Here is a 14,889-nt window from a genome sequence, read left to right as displayed (position 1 = left end):
GTAGGCGCCTGACTAGGGTGAGGCAAATGCCTTCTCAACCTCCATCAGGAGCGTCACCCGTGAGTACTCCCTACACCCTTCAGCAGGCGGCGGTGATCGGCGCCGGCACCATGGGCCGCGGTATCGTCATCAGCCTGGCCCGAGCAGGCCTTGCGGTGTTGTGGCTGGATAACGACCCCAGCGCCACCCAAGCCGGCCTGGCAATGCTCGCGCAGACCTGGGCGCAGCAGGTGGCCAAGGGGCGTATCGACCAGGCCGAGGCCGATGCCTGCCTGGCGCGGGTACGCCAGGTCACCGCCTTTGACGACCTCGCGCAGGTGGACCTGGTGATCGAAGCGGTGTACGAGAACCTGGCGCTCAAGCAGGAGATTTTCCGCACCCTGGACCGTACGCTCAAGGCCGACGCCATCCTGGCCAGCAACACCTCGGCCCTGGACATCGACGCCATCGCAGCCGTGACCCGTCGGCCAGAACAGGTGCTGGGGCTGCATTTCTTCAGCCCGGCCCATGTCATGAAGTTGCTGGAAGTCGTGCGCGGCGAGCGTACCTCGCCTGCCGTGCTCGATGCCGCGCAGGCCCTCGGCCAGCGCATGGGCAAGGAAGTGGTGGTGGCCGGCAATTGCCCAGGCTTCATTGGCAACCGCATGCTCGCCAGCTACGTGGCCGAGGCGCGCAAGCTGCTGCTCGAAGGCGCAACGCCACGGCAGGTGGATGAGGCACTGCAGGCGTTCGGCATGGCCATGGGCCCGTTTCGCATGTATGACGTGATCGGCATCGACCTGGAGTGGCGAGCGCGCCAGTTGGCCGGCAAGGGCATGGAGTCACCTTTGGCCCAGGTCGACAATGCCCTGTGCGCACAAGGGCGTTTCGGACAGAAAAGCGGCCAGGGCTACTACCGTTACGCCCCGGGTAGCCGGGAGGCCGAGCACGACCCCGCGGTCGATGCGTTGGTGCTCAAGGTCGCCCAGGACCTGGGCATGCACCGGCGCCAGATCGACGACGACGAAATCCGCGAGCGCTGCCTGCTGGCGTTGGTCAACGAGGGCGCCAGGATTCTCGAGGCGTCTGTAGCCAGCAGCAGCGCCGACATCGACCGGGTCTACCTGCACGGCTATGGCTTCCCGGCCGCCGTCGGCGGGCCGATGCGCTGGGCCGACCAGCAAGGCTTGAGCCTGGTGCTGGCGCGGCTCGAACGCCTGCAAGGGCTGTTCGGCGAACACTGGCGGCCAGCCGGCCTGCTGGTGCATCTGGTGGCAGCTGGCAAACAGCTGGCCGACGTACGTGAGGGCCGCGCATGAACTACCGGGCCCCCCTGCGTGACATGCACTTCGTGCTGCACGAAGTGTTCGATGTGACGGCGCATTGTGCCCGCCTGGGCAATGAGCTGGACCGCGAAACCATCGATGGCATCCTGGAACAAGGTGCCCGTTTTGCCGGCGAGGTGGTTGCTCCGCTCAATCGCCAGGGTGATGAACAAGGCTGCCGCCTGGAGCAAGGCGGCGTGCGCACGCCCGATGGCTTCCCCGAGGCCTACCGACATTATGTGGAGCAGGGTTGGGGTGGCATGACCGGCCCGTTGGAGCACGATGGCCAGGGCCTGCCGCAAATGGTCGCGGCCTGTTTCCACGAAATGCTGATGGGCGCGTCGCTGTCGTTCCGTATCTATTCCGGCCTGACCGAGGGCGCCGTGCTGGCCTTGCACCGGCATGGCAGCGCGGCGCTCAAGCGCGACTACCTGAGCAAGCTGGTCAGCGGCGAATGGGCCGGCACCATGTGCCTGACCGAGCCCCAGGCCGGCACCGACCTTGCGCTGCTGCGCACCCGTGCCGAGCCGCAGGGCGATGGCAGCTACCGCATCAGCGGCAGCAAGATCTTCATCAGCGGCGGCGACCAGGACCTGACCGAAAACATTGTCCATCTGGTGCTGGCGCGCCTGCCGGATGCGCCGGCCGGCGTGCGTGGCATCAGCCTGTTCCTGGTGCCCAAGTTCGAATGTAGCGATGACGGTGGCCTGGGGGCGCGCAACGCGGTCGCCTGCGGCGCGCTGGAGCACAAGATGGGCATCAAGGGGGCGGCGACCTGCGTGATGAACTTCGACGGCGCCCGCGGCTGGCTGGTGGGGGAGGCCAACCAGGGCCTGGCCTGCATGTTCACCATGATGAACGATGCACGCTTCCAGGTCGGCTTGCAGGGGCTGGGCATTGCCGAGGCTGCGTTCCAGGGTGGACTGGCCTATGCCCGCGAGCGCCTGCAGTCGCGAAGCCTGGCCGGGCCGGTGGCGCCCGAGTGCGCGGCCGACCCGATCATCTGTCACCCGGATGTGCGGCGCATGTTGCTGACCCAGAAAACCCTCAGCGAGGGCTGCCGAATGCTGGCGGCGTTTGCCGCCCAGGCACTGGACCTGGAGCACGGCGCCGCACAGCCCGAGGCGCGGGCATCTGCCGGGCGCAGGGCGGCTTTGCTGATCCCCATCGTCAAGGCGTTTCTCACCGATGTCGGCCAGGAGGTCGCCAGCCTGGGGGTGCAGCTCTACGGCGGGCACGGCTACATCCGCGAGTGGGGCATGGAGCAACTGATGCGCGACAGCCGTATCACCCAGCTGTACGAGGGCACCAACGGTATCCAGGCACTGGACCTGATTCGCCGCAAGTTGCTTGGCGATGGCGGCGAGCAGTTGCGCCTGCTGATCGATGAGTTGCTCGATGCGGCCGGCAACTGCCGCGCCGAGGCGCTGGCCGGGATGGCACAGGCGGTTGCCCAGCGCCTGCAGGAATGGCGAAACCTCAGTGCCGAGGTCATCGACGCCTGCCGCTGTGACCCGCAGGAGATCGGTGCGGTGTCGGTGGATTTTCTCGCTTACTCGGGTTACGTGGTGCTGGCCGCCCTGTGGCTGCGGGCTGCCGAAACCGCCAGTGCGGCATTGGCCGCCGGCAGCCAGGACAGTGCCTTTTACCAGGCGAAGAAACAGGCCGCGGCGTTCTACTGGCGGCGGGTGCTGCCGCGCGCCACTGCCCACTGCGAGGCGTTGCGCGGCGGCGCGCAGTGCCTGATGAGCCTGGATCAGGCGCACTTCGCGTTCTGACCTTGCGCCGTTGTTCACTCACAAGAACAAGAGGAACACCCACATGCAGCCATTCAGTTTTGCCACTACCCCCCAACTGTTGTGCGAAACCGGCGCTGTTGGCCGCCTGGCACAGCTGTGCCAGCAACGCGGCGTGCGCCGCGTGTTGATCGTCACCGACCCGGGCATCGCCAACCTGGGCATGCTCGATGATGTGTTGCCAGGCTTTACCCAGGCGCACCTGAGCGTGGCGATTTTCAGCGAAGTCAGCGCCGACCCCAGCCATGCCTGCGTGCTGGCCGCCGTCGGGCGGGCGCGCCATATCGGCGCGGAATTGATTGTCGGTTTCGGTGGTGGCAGCTCGATGGACGTTGCCAAACTGGTGGCGCTGCTGGCACACCCGGGCTGTGACCAACCGCTGGAGGCGGTCTACGGCATCGACCAGGCCAGGGGCCAGCGCCTGCCACTGATCCAGGTGCCGACCACCGCCGGGACCGGCTCGGAGGTCACCCCGGTGGCGGTGATCACCACGGGCGAGGCGGCCAAGATGGCGGTGATCTCACCGCTGCTGTTGCCCGACCTGGCGCTGCTCGATGCCGAGCGGACCTTGGGCCTGCCGCCGGCAATCACGGCTGCCACCGGTATCGATGCCATGGTCCATGCCATCGAGGCCACCACCAGCAAGTTCAAACGTAACCCGCTATCGAGCCTGTTGGCCCGCGAAGCGTTGACGCTGCTGGCCGGCAACCTCGACCAGGCGGTGCATAACGGTGGCAACCTGGCGGCGCGCCAGGCCATGTTGCTCGGTGCCTGCCTCGCCGGGCAGGCTTTCGCCAACGCGCCGGTGGCGGCAGTGCACGCGCTGGCCTACCCGTTGGGGGCGCGCTACCACGTGCCGCACGGGCTGGCCAACGCCCTGGTGCTTCCCCATGTGATGCGTTTCAACCGGCGCGAAGCCTTTGCCGATTATGCGGCGCTGGCGCCAGCCCTGCTGGGCGAGCGCCTGGTGCCTGGCGACTCCCATCAGCTGTGCAGCCAATTCATCGATGAGCTGGAACAGCTGGCACCCCGCTGCGGCCTGCCCAATCGGTTGCGTGATGTCGGCGTGCCGCGCAACAGCCTGCCGCTGTTGGCCGAGGACGCCCTGCAACAGCAACGGTTGCTGGTCAACAACCCGCGCAAGGTGAGCCTCGCCGATGCCCTGGCCCTTTACCAGGCGGCGTTCTGAATGGCCAGGGAGCGCCCGCTGCGCGGCGCCTATCGCCACTTCCAGACGATCACCACGCGCTGGCACGACAACGACCTGTATGGGCATGTGAACAATGTTGTCTATTACGGGTTTTTCGACAGCGCCGTGAATACCTGGTTGATCGAGCATGCCGGCCTGGATGTCCACCGCGACCCGGTAGTGGCCTACGTGGCAGGGTCTGCCTGCGACTATTTCGCCGCCGTGGCCTTCCCGCAACGCATCGAGGTAGGCATTGCCGTGGAGCGGCTGGGCAACAGTTCGGTGCAATACGCCCTGGCCGTGTTCGTCGAGGGTGAACCTGAAGCCTGTGCGGCAGGCCGATTCATCCATGTGTTCGTCGACCGCAGCAGCAGTCGCCCGGTTGCCATTCCGGCCAAGCTGCGCAGCGCCTATGAGCGCTTGCTGCCGGTTTGACGGCACAACCCCGCGCCATAACGAATCGGCATGGCGTTGATCTGAAGACGCTATTTGTGAGGGTCGGCAAACCTGCCTGATACTCCTCGTCACCGACACCGCCGGCCTGGGCGGCCGGCGCGTCCGCGCTGAACCCATCATTTCCCTCTCTAATAAGACCAAAAGAGGTTAAGAGTGAGCGCAACCCTTCTCTTCTGCCGGCGCCGTGCGCCGCTGGCGGCTGCGTGCTGCCTGCTTGCCAGCCCCGTTGCGGGCGTGCAGTTCGACGTTGGGCCGTTGCAGGGTCGTTTCGACTCGGCCCTGTCGTTCGGTACGGCCGTGAGCACCGCCAACCCCGACAAACAGCAGTTGCAGGCGGCCAACGGCAACGATGGGCGGCGCAACTACCGCGCAGGCGACGTGTTTTCGGCGGTGTTCAAGGGCACCCATGACCTGGAGCTGCGCCGCGACAACGTCGGCGTGTTCCTGCGTGGCACCTACTGGTATGACACCGCGCAGCGCGACCACCACCAGCGGGCCGTCGATATCGATGACCACAACCGTCAGGCATCGGCGAAAACGGCTGGCGCCGAGCTGCTCGATGCCTTTGCCTATGCCCTCTACGATATCGACGGTGAGCCCGGTTCGTTGCGCCTGGGCAAGCAGGTGGTCAATTGGGGCGAAAGCCTGTTCATCCAGGGTGGGCTGAATGTCGTCAACCCGTTCAACCAGGCCGCGCTGCGGCGGCCCGGTTCGGAGGTGAAAGACGCCCTGGCGCCGGTCAACCTGCTGTATGTCACACAGAACCTCAACCAGGCGTTGTCGTTCGACGCCTTCTATCAGCTGGACTGGGAGCAGACCCGGCTGGACAACTGCGCAACGTTCTTTTCCGGTAACGACTTCATGCCTGAGGGCTGCACGGGCCTCGATGTCGGCGGGCAGATGGTGACCAACCCGGCCGTTGCACAGGCCCTGGCTCCGTTCGATGTGATGCTCACGGAGGAGGGCGTGCGCGTGCCCCGGGGTGCGGACCAGGATGCGCGCAACAGTGGCCAATGGGGCTTGTCGATGCATTGGTACGTCGAACCACTGGATACCGAATTCGGCGTGTTCGCCGCCAATTACCACAGCCGCTTCCCCTACGTGGGGACCGTCAGCAGCCGCTACTACGCCAATACCGGCTTCGCCAGGCAGCTCTGCGGCAATGTCGGCGTGGCGCTGGCCAACTGCGGTACCTTTCTGGCATCCGGCAACGGGCAGACCCTGGCCGGTGCCCTGCGCATGGGGACATCGCAGTATCGAGCGCAATACCCCGAAGATATCCGCATGTACGGGGTCACCTTCGCCACCACCTTGCGTAACGGTACCGCGGTGCAAGGTGAGCTGAGTTACCGCCCGAACATGCCGGTACAACTCAACGGCAACGATATATTGCAATCGTTGCTCAATGCGCCCGGACGCAGCCCGCTGAACGCCGATGGCCTGCGCCCTGCGACCGACAACACCCCATTCGACGGCTACCGGCGCAAGGAGGTGACCCAGGCCCAGGTGTCGGCCGTGCAGACCTTCAGCCAGGTCATGGGCGCCAACCAGTTGGTGCTGATGGGCGAGGCAGGGGCTACCTACGTCGGCGGGCTGGAGGGGCGCTTCGGCCCGCGCTACGGTCGCTCCGGTGCCTACGGCAACGGTGAACTGGCTGACAACAGCCTGTGCCTGGCGATCTCGAAAAGCCCGGGTGACTGCAATGGCGAAGGTTTCGTAACGCCCTTTTCGTGGGGTTACCGGCTGCGTGCAACCTGGAGCTACCCGACCCTTGTTCCGGGCCTTGATATTCGCCCGAATCTTGGCTGGGCCCATGACGTCAAGGGTTACTCACCCGCCGACGGCTCGGCTTTCAACGAAGGCTCGCGCTCGATCAGCCTGGGCGTGGACCTCAGCCTGGCCAGCCAGTACTGGGCAAGCCTGGCCTATACCGACTACCTCGACGGCGACTACGGCACCCGCGGTGACCGTGACTATGTGGCGTTCAGCGTGGGCGCCAATTTCTGATGCAACCAAGGAGCAGGACCATGACCAAGCGCACTCTGCAGCACCCAACGCCCAACCTGCCCGGCCTTGCCCTGATGCTGGCAGGGGCGTTGGCTCCAGCCCTGGCCGTGGCGGCACCACCCGGGCAGGGGGTGATGCAAGGCTTTCCTCCAGCGCCGGAGTCGCGTGTGACCCAGGCCAATGCCTTTCAGCCACCCTACTTGCGCTGGTCGATGCGCCATGCCCGCGAGGTGTCGCCGACCCGTGCCATCGGCCGTGCGGCTAAACCGCTGGTCTTGACCGAAGGCAGCGGGGCGGCGCTCGACCAGGTTACCTTCGATGCTGGCGAGCAAGCGCTGACGCTGGCCGATTACCTGCAGCAGACCAGCACCGACGGGCTGATCGTGCTGCACCGCGGCAAGGTGGTGTACGAGCGCTATCTTGAAGGTTTCCAACCTGGCCAGCCGCATATCTGGGCGTCGATGACCAAGTCGGTCACCGGCCTGATTGCTGCCCAGCTGATCGCCGCGGGGGCGTTGGACCCGCAGCGCACGCTGGCGCATTACGTGCCGGAACTGAGCGGCACGCCGTTTGGCGAGGCGACCGTACAGGCCAACCTCGACATGCAGGTGGCGGTGCAATACCCAGCACAGATGCCGCCGGACCTCGGCCTGTTTGCCGCCACCGGGTTGATACCGCGGGCTGAGGGCATGCCCGGGGATATCTACAGCTTCCTGCTGCGGGTGCAGCAGGCGCCGAACCCAGGCAGTCATGCACCTTTCTTCTACCAGAACGGCTCGCCGGAAGCGCTGGCCTGGGCATTGCGGCGCATTACCGGGCTGAACTGGGCGCAACTGGTCGAGCAGCGCCTGTGGTCACGTTTCGCCGAGGACGATGCCTACGTGCAGGTCGACCCGCTTGGCACCGAGATGGCCAGTGGCGGCATCAGTTGCAACCTGCGCGACACCGCTCGCTTCGCCGAACTGGTGCGCCGCGAACTGGCCCGCGAGGCCAAGGGCGACAGCTTCAACCAGGCGGTGCACAGCACCTTCCAGCCTGCGGACCCGGCGGTCTTTGCCCAAGGCAACCTCGGCCCCGTCCGCCCTGGCTATGGCTACCGCAATTACTGGTTCCAGAAAAACGACGGCGACGGCTCGGTCGAAGCAAGCGGGCGCTTCGGGCAGAAAATCTACATCAACCCCCGCCGCGAACTGGTGATCGTCAAGCTGTCGGCCACTGTCGATCAGGCCCGGCGCGGCACGCGAGCCGACGAGCAAGTGAAAGCCCCTGCGCGCGTCGTGGACTCGCCGATCACCTTCAACAGCATGGTGAGCGCAGTGTTGGCGGCCCTTTCGTAAACAGTGCGTCAAACAGTGCTCCTCGCGACGCGCCCTCTGAAGGAGCGGGTTTACCCGCGAAGCAGGTGCCGCGGTGGATGGCACCGGCCATCAGCGCAGCTGGGCGCGGTCAGGCGTCGAGCACCAGGCGAGCGCTGCGAGCCCCCGAGACGCAGGGTGCGATCCATTCGCCGCTGCTGCGCTGGGCCTCGCTCAGGCAGTCGTCACGGTGCAACGGCTCACCCTCGACGACCCGGCACACGCAGGCACCGCAGATGCCCATGCCGCAGGAAACAGGCAGCTCCACCCCGGCTCGCGCGGCAGCCTGCACCAGGCTTTCGCCGGCGCGAAGCTGTACCTCGAGGCCACTGCGCTGGAGCACCAGAACACAGCTGCCATCAGCCTGGGCTGGCACCTCGGCAGGCCTGAAGTGTTCACGGTGCAGCGCCGTGGCAGGCCAGCCAAGGGCCAGGGCGATCTGTTCGGCGCTGCTCATGAAGCCGGCAGGCCCACAGCAATACAGGCTGGCGCCAGGCTGCCAGGCGGGCAGGTGCTCAGCCAGGTACGCCTGGATCTGCGCAGCGCGCAGGCCCGGGAACACTTCTGGTTGTGGCCCTTGACGCGGTACAAGCGGTGCCCCGTGCACGTGGCGGGTGAAATACAGCAGGCGCACCGCGCGGCCCTGTCGCTGGCATTGCCGGTACATGGGCAACAACGGCGTAATACCGATGCCTGCGGCGAGCAAGATCACCGGGCCGCTGCCTGGCTGCAGGGCAAACAGGTTGCGCGGCTTGCCGACTTCGACGCAGGCGCCCAGGCGCAGCTGCTCATGCAGCCATTGCGAACCGCCCCGGGAAGCGGGCTGTCGTTTGATCGCCAGGTTCAGGTGGTCGTCTTCGGGCAGGCTGATCACCGAATACTGGCGGACCAGGCCGTTGCCCAGGCGCAGATCGACATGGGCGCCGGCAGCCCAGCTGAAGGGCAGCGGACCGCCACCGGCAACGCCCAGTTCGATACCCAGCACATCTTCGGCTTCCAGGCGCAGGGCTCGCACCTGCAAGGGTACCCAGCTCATGCCCGTACCCCCGCTGCCCGTTGCAGGCGCACCACGGCTTCACGCGCCTGGTGGCCCAGTTCGGCGAGGTCGATGCCGGGCAGCGTGTCGTTTTCCACCCGCAACTGGCCGCCGACCAACAATGCCCGCAAGGTCGGCCGCCCACCACCGACCACTGGCGCAATACCCAGGTCATGCAAACCAAAGTAGCGGGGCTGGTCCAGCCGGTAGAGCGCCAGGTCGGCCGCCATGCCGACCTGCACGGTACCCAGCGCTTCGAGCCCCAGCACCTGGGCCCCGCCAGCCGTGCCCCAGCGCACCACGTCTTCAACGCTGGCGGACTGCGCGCCGCCTTCGCCTGTGCCACCGGCGTAGCCGGGCAATGCCCGCTCGCCACCCTTGGCGCGTTGCATCAGCCAGGCGGCATGGGTTTCGCTGATCATGTCACAGGCTTCGTTGGACGCCGCCCCGTCCACACCCATCGAAATCGGCACGCCCGCCGCTTCCAGGGCGACGATATCGGCAATGCCACTGCCCAACCGGGCATTGCTCTGCGGGCAGTGGGCGATACCGGTGCCGGTTGCGCCCAGCAGCTGGATTTCCTCGCTACCGAGCTTGACCAGGTGAGCGAACCAGACGTCGGTCCCTAGCCACTCGTGTTCGGCGCAGAAGGCAACGGGCGAGCATTGATGGCGGCGCTGGACTTCGTTCTGGTACTCCACCGTTTCGCTCAGGTGGCTGTGCAGGCGGATGCCCAGCTTGCGGGCAGTGCGGGCCGTTTCACGCAGGTGTTCGGGTGGCATCGAATAGGGCGGGCTGGTCGGCGCCATCACCACGCGGCGCCAGGCATCGGCGGCGCTGTCGTGGTAGGTGCGGACCAGGCGTTCGACGTCGTCCAGGTACTGCCCAAGGGTTTCCGGCCCTGCGCTCGTCGGCCCCTCGGCCTGGCGCACCTGAGTCGCGCCGCCGCGGCACAGCACGAAGCGCAGGCCCAGCTGCTGGGCTTCCTCGAACAGGATCTGTGCGCTGTCGAACGCCATGCCCGGCAGGTACAGGTAATGATGGTCGGCGACCGTGCTGCAGCCGGAGCGGGCCAATTCCACCAGGCCGATGCGCGCGGCCAGGCGAAAGCTGTGCTCGTCGAACAGCCCGCGGTAACGATAAGGCACGGCGCCCAGCCAGGCGCCGAGGTTCTGATCAATGCCTGCCGGGATGCCTTTGAGCAGCGACTGGAACAGGTGGTGGTGGGTGTTCACCCAGCCCGGGTAGACGACGCAGTCGGTGGCATCGAGCACGTGCTCGCCGGGTTGTGGCTGCAAGGCGCCGAGGGCCGCGATGCGCCCGTCGGTGATGCGAATATCGGGCCCGGCATGGCGCGCTGCGGCGCCGCGCAGGCCGGTGAGAATGGCGCTGGCGTTACGGATCAGCCAGCTGTCTGGATGCTTCATCGGGTTCTCCATGGGCTTAACCCAGTTCACTTTCGTGCCAGTGGCGCAGGCTCAGGCGAGCCAGCAGGGCCATCAGGCTGAACAGCGCCACGCCGGTCAGGGCAATCAGCACCAGGGCGGCGAACAGGCGTGGGATGTTGAGCTGAAAGCCCGCCTGCAGGATCTGGTAAGCCAGCCCCGCGCCACTGCCGCCCGTGCCGGCCACGAACTCGGCGACCACCGCGCCGATCAGGGCCAGGCCGCTGGCAATTCGCAGGCCGGCGAAGAAACACGGCAGGGCGCTGGGAATGCGCAGGCGCAGCAGCACCTGCCAGCGGCTGGCGCGGTTGAGGCGGAACAGGTTGAGCAGGCCGGGGTTGACGCTACGCAGCCCCAGCACGGTATTGGCAATGATCGGAAACACCGCCACCAGGGTGGCGCAGATCACCAGCGCCAGTGTCGTGTCGCTGCACCAGATGATGATCAACGGCGCAATGGCTACCACGGGCGTCACCTGCAGCAGGATGGCGTAGGGGAACAGGCTGGCTTCGACCAGGCGGCTCTGCACGAACAGGAATGCCGCCAGGGTGCCGATGACCACGGCGAGGCCGAACGACAGGAAGGTGATCTTCAGGGTCATCCACAGCGCGCCCAGCAACAGCGGGCCATCGCTGACCAGGGTGCGGCCGATGTCCGCAGGGGAGGGCACCAGGTAGGCCGGTACCTGCCAGGCCATGCATGCCAGTTGCCAGAGGCTCAGCAGCACGGCGCCGACCAGCAGGGGTAAAACGATGCGCAGTACGCCGGGGTGGCGTAGCCAGGGAGCGGGTAGTCTGTTCATGGCGTGGTTCTCAGGCGTGCTCGCTGTTGGCCTGGGCCAGCAGCCGGGACAGGTGGGCACATTGGGCGATGAAGGCCGGCGAAGTCCGATAGGCCTCGTCGCGCTCCAGCGGACCTTCGATGGCGACATCGGCGATGACCCGACCGGGGCGGGCGCCCATCACCACCACCCGCGACGACAGGAAGACCGCTTCGAAGATGCTATGGGTGACGAACACCACCGTCAGGTCGCGCTCCGCCCAGAGGCGGCGCAGGTCGCTGTCGAGTTTGTTGCGGGTGAATTCGTCAAGCGCGCCGAACGGCTCGTCCATCAACAGCAGGTTGGGCTCGGTGGCCAGTGCGCGGGCAATCGATGCGCGCATCTGCATGCCGCCAGACAGTTCGCGCGGGTAAACGGCGCCGAATGCCCCCAGGCCAACCCGTTCCAGCGCCGCTTGCACCCTGGGCTGGCTTTGCGCGCGAGGCACACCCGCCAGGTCCAGGGGCAGCCGCACGTTGTCCTGCACCCTGGCCCACGGCATCAAGGTGGCTTCCTGGAACACCATCGCCAGGCGCTGGCTTGTCCCATCACCCTGCGGGGCGCGCTCGGGCGTCTCTTTACCCCACCAGCGCACATGGCCAGCGGAGGGTTGTTCAAGGCCGGCGAACATCTTCAACAACGTGCTTTTGCCGCAACCGGAGGGGCCCAGCAACGAGACGAACTCGCCGCGCTGGATCGCCAGCCTGACGCGGCGCAAGGCGTGGGTACCATTGCTGTAGGTCTTTTCCACCTGGTTGGCGTATAGCGGCGTCTCGGCGCTTATGGTATCGGCAGGCAAGCGTGCCTGTGGGCCGGCGTCGGCTTCGGACAGGGTCTGTATCAACATGGGCGCGTTCCCATTTGGCTATGTGCGGTGGCAGAGGCCCCGGCGCACCGGGGCGCTGAACGGCATTCAATGGCTGGCGAACACTTCGCTTTCGCCATGGGCTTCGAGCAGGCCCAGCAATTGCCGGCGGATCACCAGGCCGGGTTTGTCGGAGGGCATGTGCAGCTCGACGCGCCGACGGGTATCGACGCAGGCGTCGGGGTCAGTGGCCTCGAGAATGTCGCGGTCCTCGGCGGTGATCGCCGCGTCCCAGTCGATCAGCGCCTGGGTCGAGCACTGTGCTTCGCTGTCATTGCGGTACAGCCACTGCACCAGCATCAGGCGCCCGTCATCGATCGGCGTGGCGCAGTTGTAGATGATGTGATGGATGCCACTCTCCGGGTACATGCAACCGAAGCGTCGCGAGAACGGCAGGTAATAGCGGTTGACCAGGTGGCGCTCGGTGATCGGCGCACGGCTGCCGGTGATGGCGAAGCTAGCCTCGGGGTTGCGCACTGGCACGCGGGTCTCGGCTTCGAAACCGTAGTCGGTTTCGCGGAACGCGTAGCTGGCCGGTTGCGGTTGGTCGAACAAACCGAAATTGGCCTTGTGCACAAATGAGAAGTGCGAGTTGTCGAATGAATTTTCCATGACCCGCAGCGGGCTGGTTTTCCATTCTTCGTAGAACTGGAAGATGCGTCGGTAACCGGGGGCGCCATCCTCGGGGAAATCGGGGATCGGCTGCAGCGGATCGTCCAGGGCCACCCAGGCATAGCCGTAACGGGCCTGGCAGTGGTAAGCCTTGACGGCTGCCCCGGCAGGGATTGCACCTGTCGGGTTCTGCGGGATCTTCACACAGGCGCCCGTACAGTCGTACTCCCAGCCGTGGTAGCCGCAGGCGATGTTGCCGTCTTCGCTGACAAAGCCTTTGGACAGCCTGGCGGTGCGGTGGCAGCAGCGGTCGCGCATGGCTACCGGCGTGCCGTCGGGGCGCTTCCACAGCACCAGGGCTTCCCCGAGCAGGGTGAAGGGCTTTGGCCCGTCGTCGAGGGCGGACATCGGCAGAAGGGCGTACCAGAAGCGACGCAATACGGGTTGTTTGGTGACCAACATGATTCGGTTCCTTAGGGTTTCAAGTGCCTGAACGGGTCAGCGGCTGGCAGCCTGGTTGCTGTCGGGCAACACATGGAGGTCCTGCACGAAGCGTGTGGTGTAGGCCTTCTGCCAGGGCGCGCCAGCGCCAAGCAGGCCAGCCTCGACCATGAAATCGCGGGTCGCCTGCCAGCGCGCGTCACTCATGGTGCCAATGCCGCGGACAGCCGCGTCGCCGCGGGTCAGCAACTGGTGTTGCTTGAGGGTCGAGACGCCCCAGGCCAGCAGCTCATCGGTCATGTTGGGGTTGTCACGCTTGATCAGCGCATTGCCTGCGGCGGGGTTGTCCAGATAGCGCTTCCAGCCCTCGAGCGAGGCGCGCACGAACGCCGCGACGCGCTGTGGATGCTGCTCGATGAGGTCCTGGCGGGTGGCGACGGTTGAACCGTAGGGTGGGTAACCGGCATCGGCGAACAGGAAGAAGTTGGGCTGTTGACCGGCCTTGATGGCCTGGAACAGCTCTGAGCTGGCGTAGGCCTGCTGGGTGGTGTCGGCACCGGCCAGGAAGGGCTGCAGGTTGAAGGTATAAGGGCGGGCCTGGCTGTCCTGCAGCTGGTACTTGCCCTTGAGCCAGGGCCACCAGGTCTGCTGGCCGGAAGTCGATACCAGGACCTGCTTGTTGCTCAGCCCGTCCAGGCCGGAGACGTCGGCGTGGGTCATCAAGCCCTGCGGGTCCCCCTGAAACGGTGCGGCCACCGCCACCACCGGCAGGCCTTGCTCCACGCTCTTGAGGATCTGCAGGTCGTAGTTGACGATGAAGTCGGCTTGCCGGCTGACCAGCAACTGCATGCCATTGACCTGCGGGCCACCCATGCGGATGGTCACCTCCAGCCCTTCTTTCTCGTACAAGCCCTCGGCCAGTGCCTGGTAAAAGCCTCCCTGTTCGGCCTGGGCGTACCAGGAGGTCAGCAGCACGACCTGATCGCCGGCCATGGCCGGTGGCGCGCCCGCCAGCAGCACACCGAGCCCTGCCAGCAAAGAGCGAAGCGGTTGAGTCAAGCCAAAGCGGTTTTTCATGATTGTTCTCCACCTCGATTCGAAATCCGTCGGGGGGCCTGGCTGGCCCCTCGGCGAGAAGCCCGAGTGGAGAAGCAATGCAACGGGAGGAGAGCGAGCGTTCACGGTCGACGCTGCTCTCTTGCCCAGGGCCGACAGCCCGCGTGCAATCATCCACTCGGATGTACGCCCGGTCAGGGGCGCAAGAGCAATGTCCCGTGCCTGGTTCGGGCACTGACCGCTTCTACTCGGAAGTCTGATTAGCCAGAAGCGTGCCAGCTTTCACCAGCCGCTCATTCCCGGCCAATGGCGGCTTGGCGCATGCCGCCGGGGCAGGGCAGTGGGCCGCAACGGTGCATGCAGGCGGCTGACAGCGCCAATAAGGTGCTGCAATGTCAGTGGCGATGGTATTCATTGTCAGCCTTGATTGGCCACAATCGGTACCGTCAGCTGTATTCGATCGACTGGCACGCGCCCTGCAAGGGGAGGCCTGAGTAGAAGCGGTCA

General features: G+C 66.1%; 12 protein-coding genes. 6 read left to right on the top strand and 6 right to left on the bottom strand.

Annotation, left to right across the window (positions count from 1 at the left end):
• Positions 1-59 precede the first annotated feature (59 nt).
• From L6D64_RS14845 to L6D64_RS14820, 6 genes are all read left to right on the top strand, one after another.
• Positions 60-1,298: a 3-hydroxyacyl-CoA dehydrogenase gene (locus L6D64_RS14845; RefSeq protein ID WP_176507214.1), complete on the top strand. Its 1,239-nt coding sequence runs from the start codon at positions 60-62 to the stop codon at positions 1,296-1,298.
• Complete coding sequence (locus tag L6D64_RS14840; protein ID WP_176507213.1) at positions 1,295-3,082, top strand: acyl-CoA dehydrogenase C-terminal domain-containing protein; 1,788 nt, start codon at positions 1,295-1,297, stop codon at positions 3,080-3,082. The genes L6D64_RS14845 and L6D64_RS14840 overlap by 4 nt, the downstream gene beginning before the upstream one ends.
• A gap of 43 nt (positions 3,083-3,125) precedes the next feature.
• Positions 3,126-4,289 (top strand): iron-containing alcohol dehydrogenase, encoded by a 1,164-nt coding sequence (locus L6D64_RS14835; RefSeq protein ID WP_176507212.1) that lies wholly within the window; start codon positions 3,126-3,128, stop codon positions 4,287-4,289.
• On the top strand, positions 4,290-4,724 hold the full coding sequence (locus L6D64_RS14830) for an acyl-CoA thioesterase (RefSeq protein ID WP_054886088.1): 435 nt from the start codon (positions 4,290-4,292) through the stop codon (positions 4,722-4,724).
• 174 nt (positions 4,725-4,898) lie between these two features.
• Complete coding sequence (locus tag L6D64_RS14825) at positions 4,899-6,752, top strand: DUF1302 domain-containing protein (protein WP_176507211.1); 1,854 nt, start codon at positions 4,899-4,901, stop codon at positions 6,750-6,752.
• 20 nt (positions 6,753-6,772) lie between these two features.
• The gene (locus L6D64_RS14820) at positions 6,773-8,089 is read left to right on the top strand and encodes a serine hydrolase domain-containing protein (RefSeq protein ID WP_176507210.1); all 1,317 of its coding nucleotides are present in this window, start codon (positions 6,773-6,775) and stop codon (positions 8,087-8,089) included.
• 109 nt (positions 8,090-8,198) lie between these two features.
• Here the strand turns inward: L6D64_RS14820 and L6D64_RS14815 are convergent, their stop codons facing one another.
• From L6D64_RS14815 to L6D64_RS14790, 6 genes are all read right to left on the bottom strand, one after another.
• On the bottom strand, positions 8,199-9,143 hold the full coding sequence (locus L6D64_RS14815) for a PDR/VanB family oxidoreductase (RefSeq protein WP_176507209.1): 945 nt from the start codon (positions 9,141-9,143) through the stop codon (positions 8,199-8,201).
• On the bottom strand, positions 9,140-10,570 hold the full coding sequence (locus L6D64_RS14810) for an amidohydrolase family protein (RefSeq protein WP_176507208.1): 1,431 nt from the start codon (positions 10,568-10,570) through the stop codon (positions 9,140-9,142). The genes L6D64_RS14815 and L6D64_RS14810 overlap by 4 nt, the downstream gene beginning before the upstream one ends.
• 16 nt (positions 10,571-10,586) lie before the next feature.
• Positions 10,587-11,315, bottom strand: a complete 729-nt coding sequence (locus L6D64_RS14805) for an ABC transporter permease (protein WP_176507277.1) — start codon at positions 11,313-11,315, stop codon at positions 10,587-10,589.
• An 85-nt stretch (positions 11,316-11,400) separates the two neighbouring features.
• Positions 11,401-12,255, bottom strand: coding sequence for an ABC transporter ATP-binding protein (locus L6D64_RS14800; protein ID WP_176507207.1), 855 nt, complete (start codon positions 12,253-12,255; stop codon positions 11,401-11,403).
• 66 nt (positions 12,256-12,321) lie between these two features.
• Complete coding sequence (locus L6D64_RS14795; protein WP_176507206.1) at positions 12,322-13,347, bottom strand: aromatic ring-hydroxylating dioxygenase subunit alpha; 1,026 nt, start codon at positions 13,345-13,347, stop codon at positions 12,322-12,324.
• A 36-nt stretch (positions 13,348-13,383) separates the two neighbouring features.
• Complete coding sequence (locus L6D64_RS14790; RefSeq protein ID WP_176507205.1) at positions 13,384-14,403, bottom strand: ABC transporter substrate-binding protein; 1,020 nt, start codon at positions 14,401-14,403, stop codon at positions 13,384-13,386.
• Positions 14,404-14,889: the final 486 nt, after the last annotated feature.

It is taken from the genome of Pseudomonas urethralis, from assembly GCF_021602465.1.
In the GTDB taxonomy this organism is placed as follows: Bacteria; Pseudomonadota; Gammaproteobacteria; order Pseudomonadales; family Pseudomonadaceae; genus Aquipseudomonas; species Aquipseudomonas vlassakiae.
Note: the sequence above shows the minus strand (reverse complement) of the source record. Positions and strands in the feature narration are given on the sequence as shown.

What these genes read in the sequence shown, in the direction of transcription:
- L6D64_RS14800 (WP_176507207.1), bottom strand. Translation starts at nt 12,255, where the DNA reads ATGTTGATACAGACCCTGTCCGAAGCCGACGCCGGCCCACAGGCACGC.
- L6D64_RS14795 (WP_176507206.1), bottom strand. Translation starts at nt 13,347, where the DNA reads ATGTTGGTCACCAAACAACCCGTATTGCGTCGCTTCTGGTACGCCCTT.
- L6D64_RS14830 (WP_054886088.1), top strand. Translation starts at nt 4,290, where the DNA reads ATGGCCAGGGAGCGCCCGCTGCGCGGCGCCTATCGCCACTTCCAGACG.
- L6D64_RS14835 (WP_176507212.1), top strand. Translation starts at nt 3,126, where the DNA reads ATGCAGCCATTCAGTTTTGCCACTACCCCCCAACTGTTGTGCGAAACC.
- L6D64_RS14820 (WP_176507210.1), top strand. Translation starts at nt 6,773, where the DNA reads ATGACCAAGCGCACTCTGCAGCACCCAACGCCCAACCTGCCCGGCCTT.
- L6D64_RS14840 (WP_176507213.1), top strand. Translation starts at nt 1,295, where the DNA reads ATGAACTACCGGGCCCCCCTGCGTGACATGCACTTCGTGCTGCACGAA.
- L6D64_RS14790 (WP_176507205.1), bottom strand. Translation starts at nt 14,403, where the DNA reads ATGAAAAACCGCTTTGGCTTGACTCAACCGCTTCGCTCTTTGCTGGCA.
- L6D64_RS14810 (WP_176507208.1), bottom strand. Translation starts at nt 10,570, where the DNA reads ATGAAGCATCCAGACAGCTGGCTGATCCGTAACGCCAGCGCCATTCTC.
- L6D64_RS14815 (WP_176507209.1), bottom strand. Translation starts at nt 9,143, where the DNA reads ATGAGCTGGGTACCCTTGCAGGTGCGAGCCCTGCGCCTGGAAGCCGAA.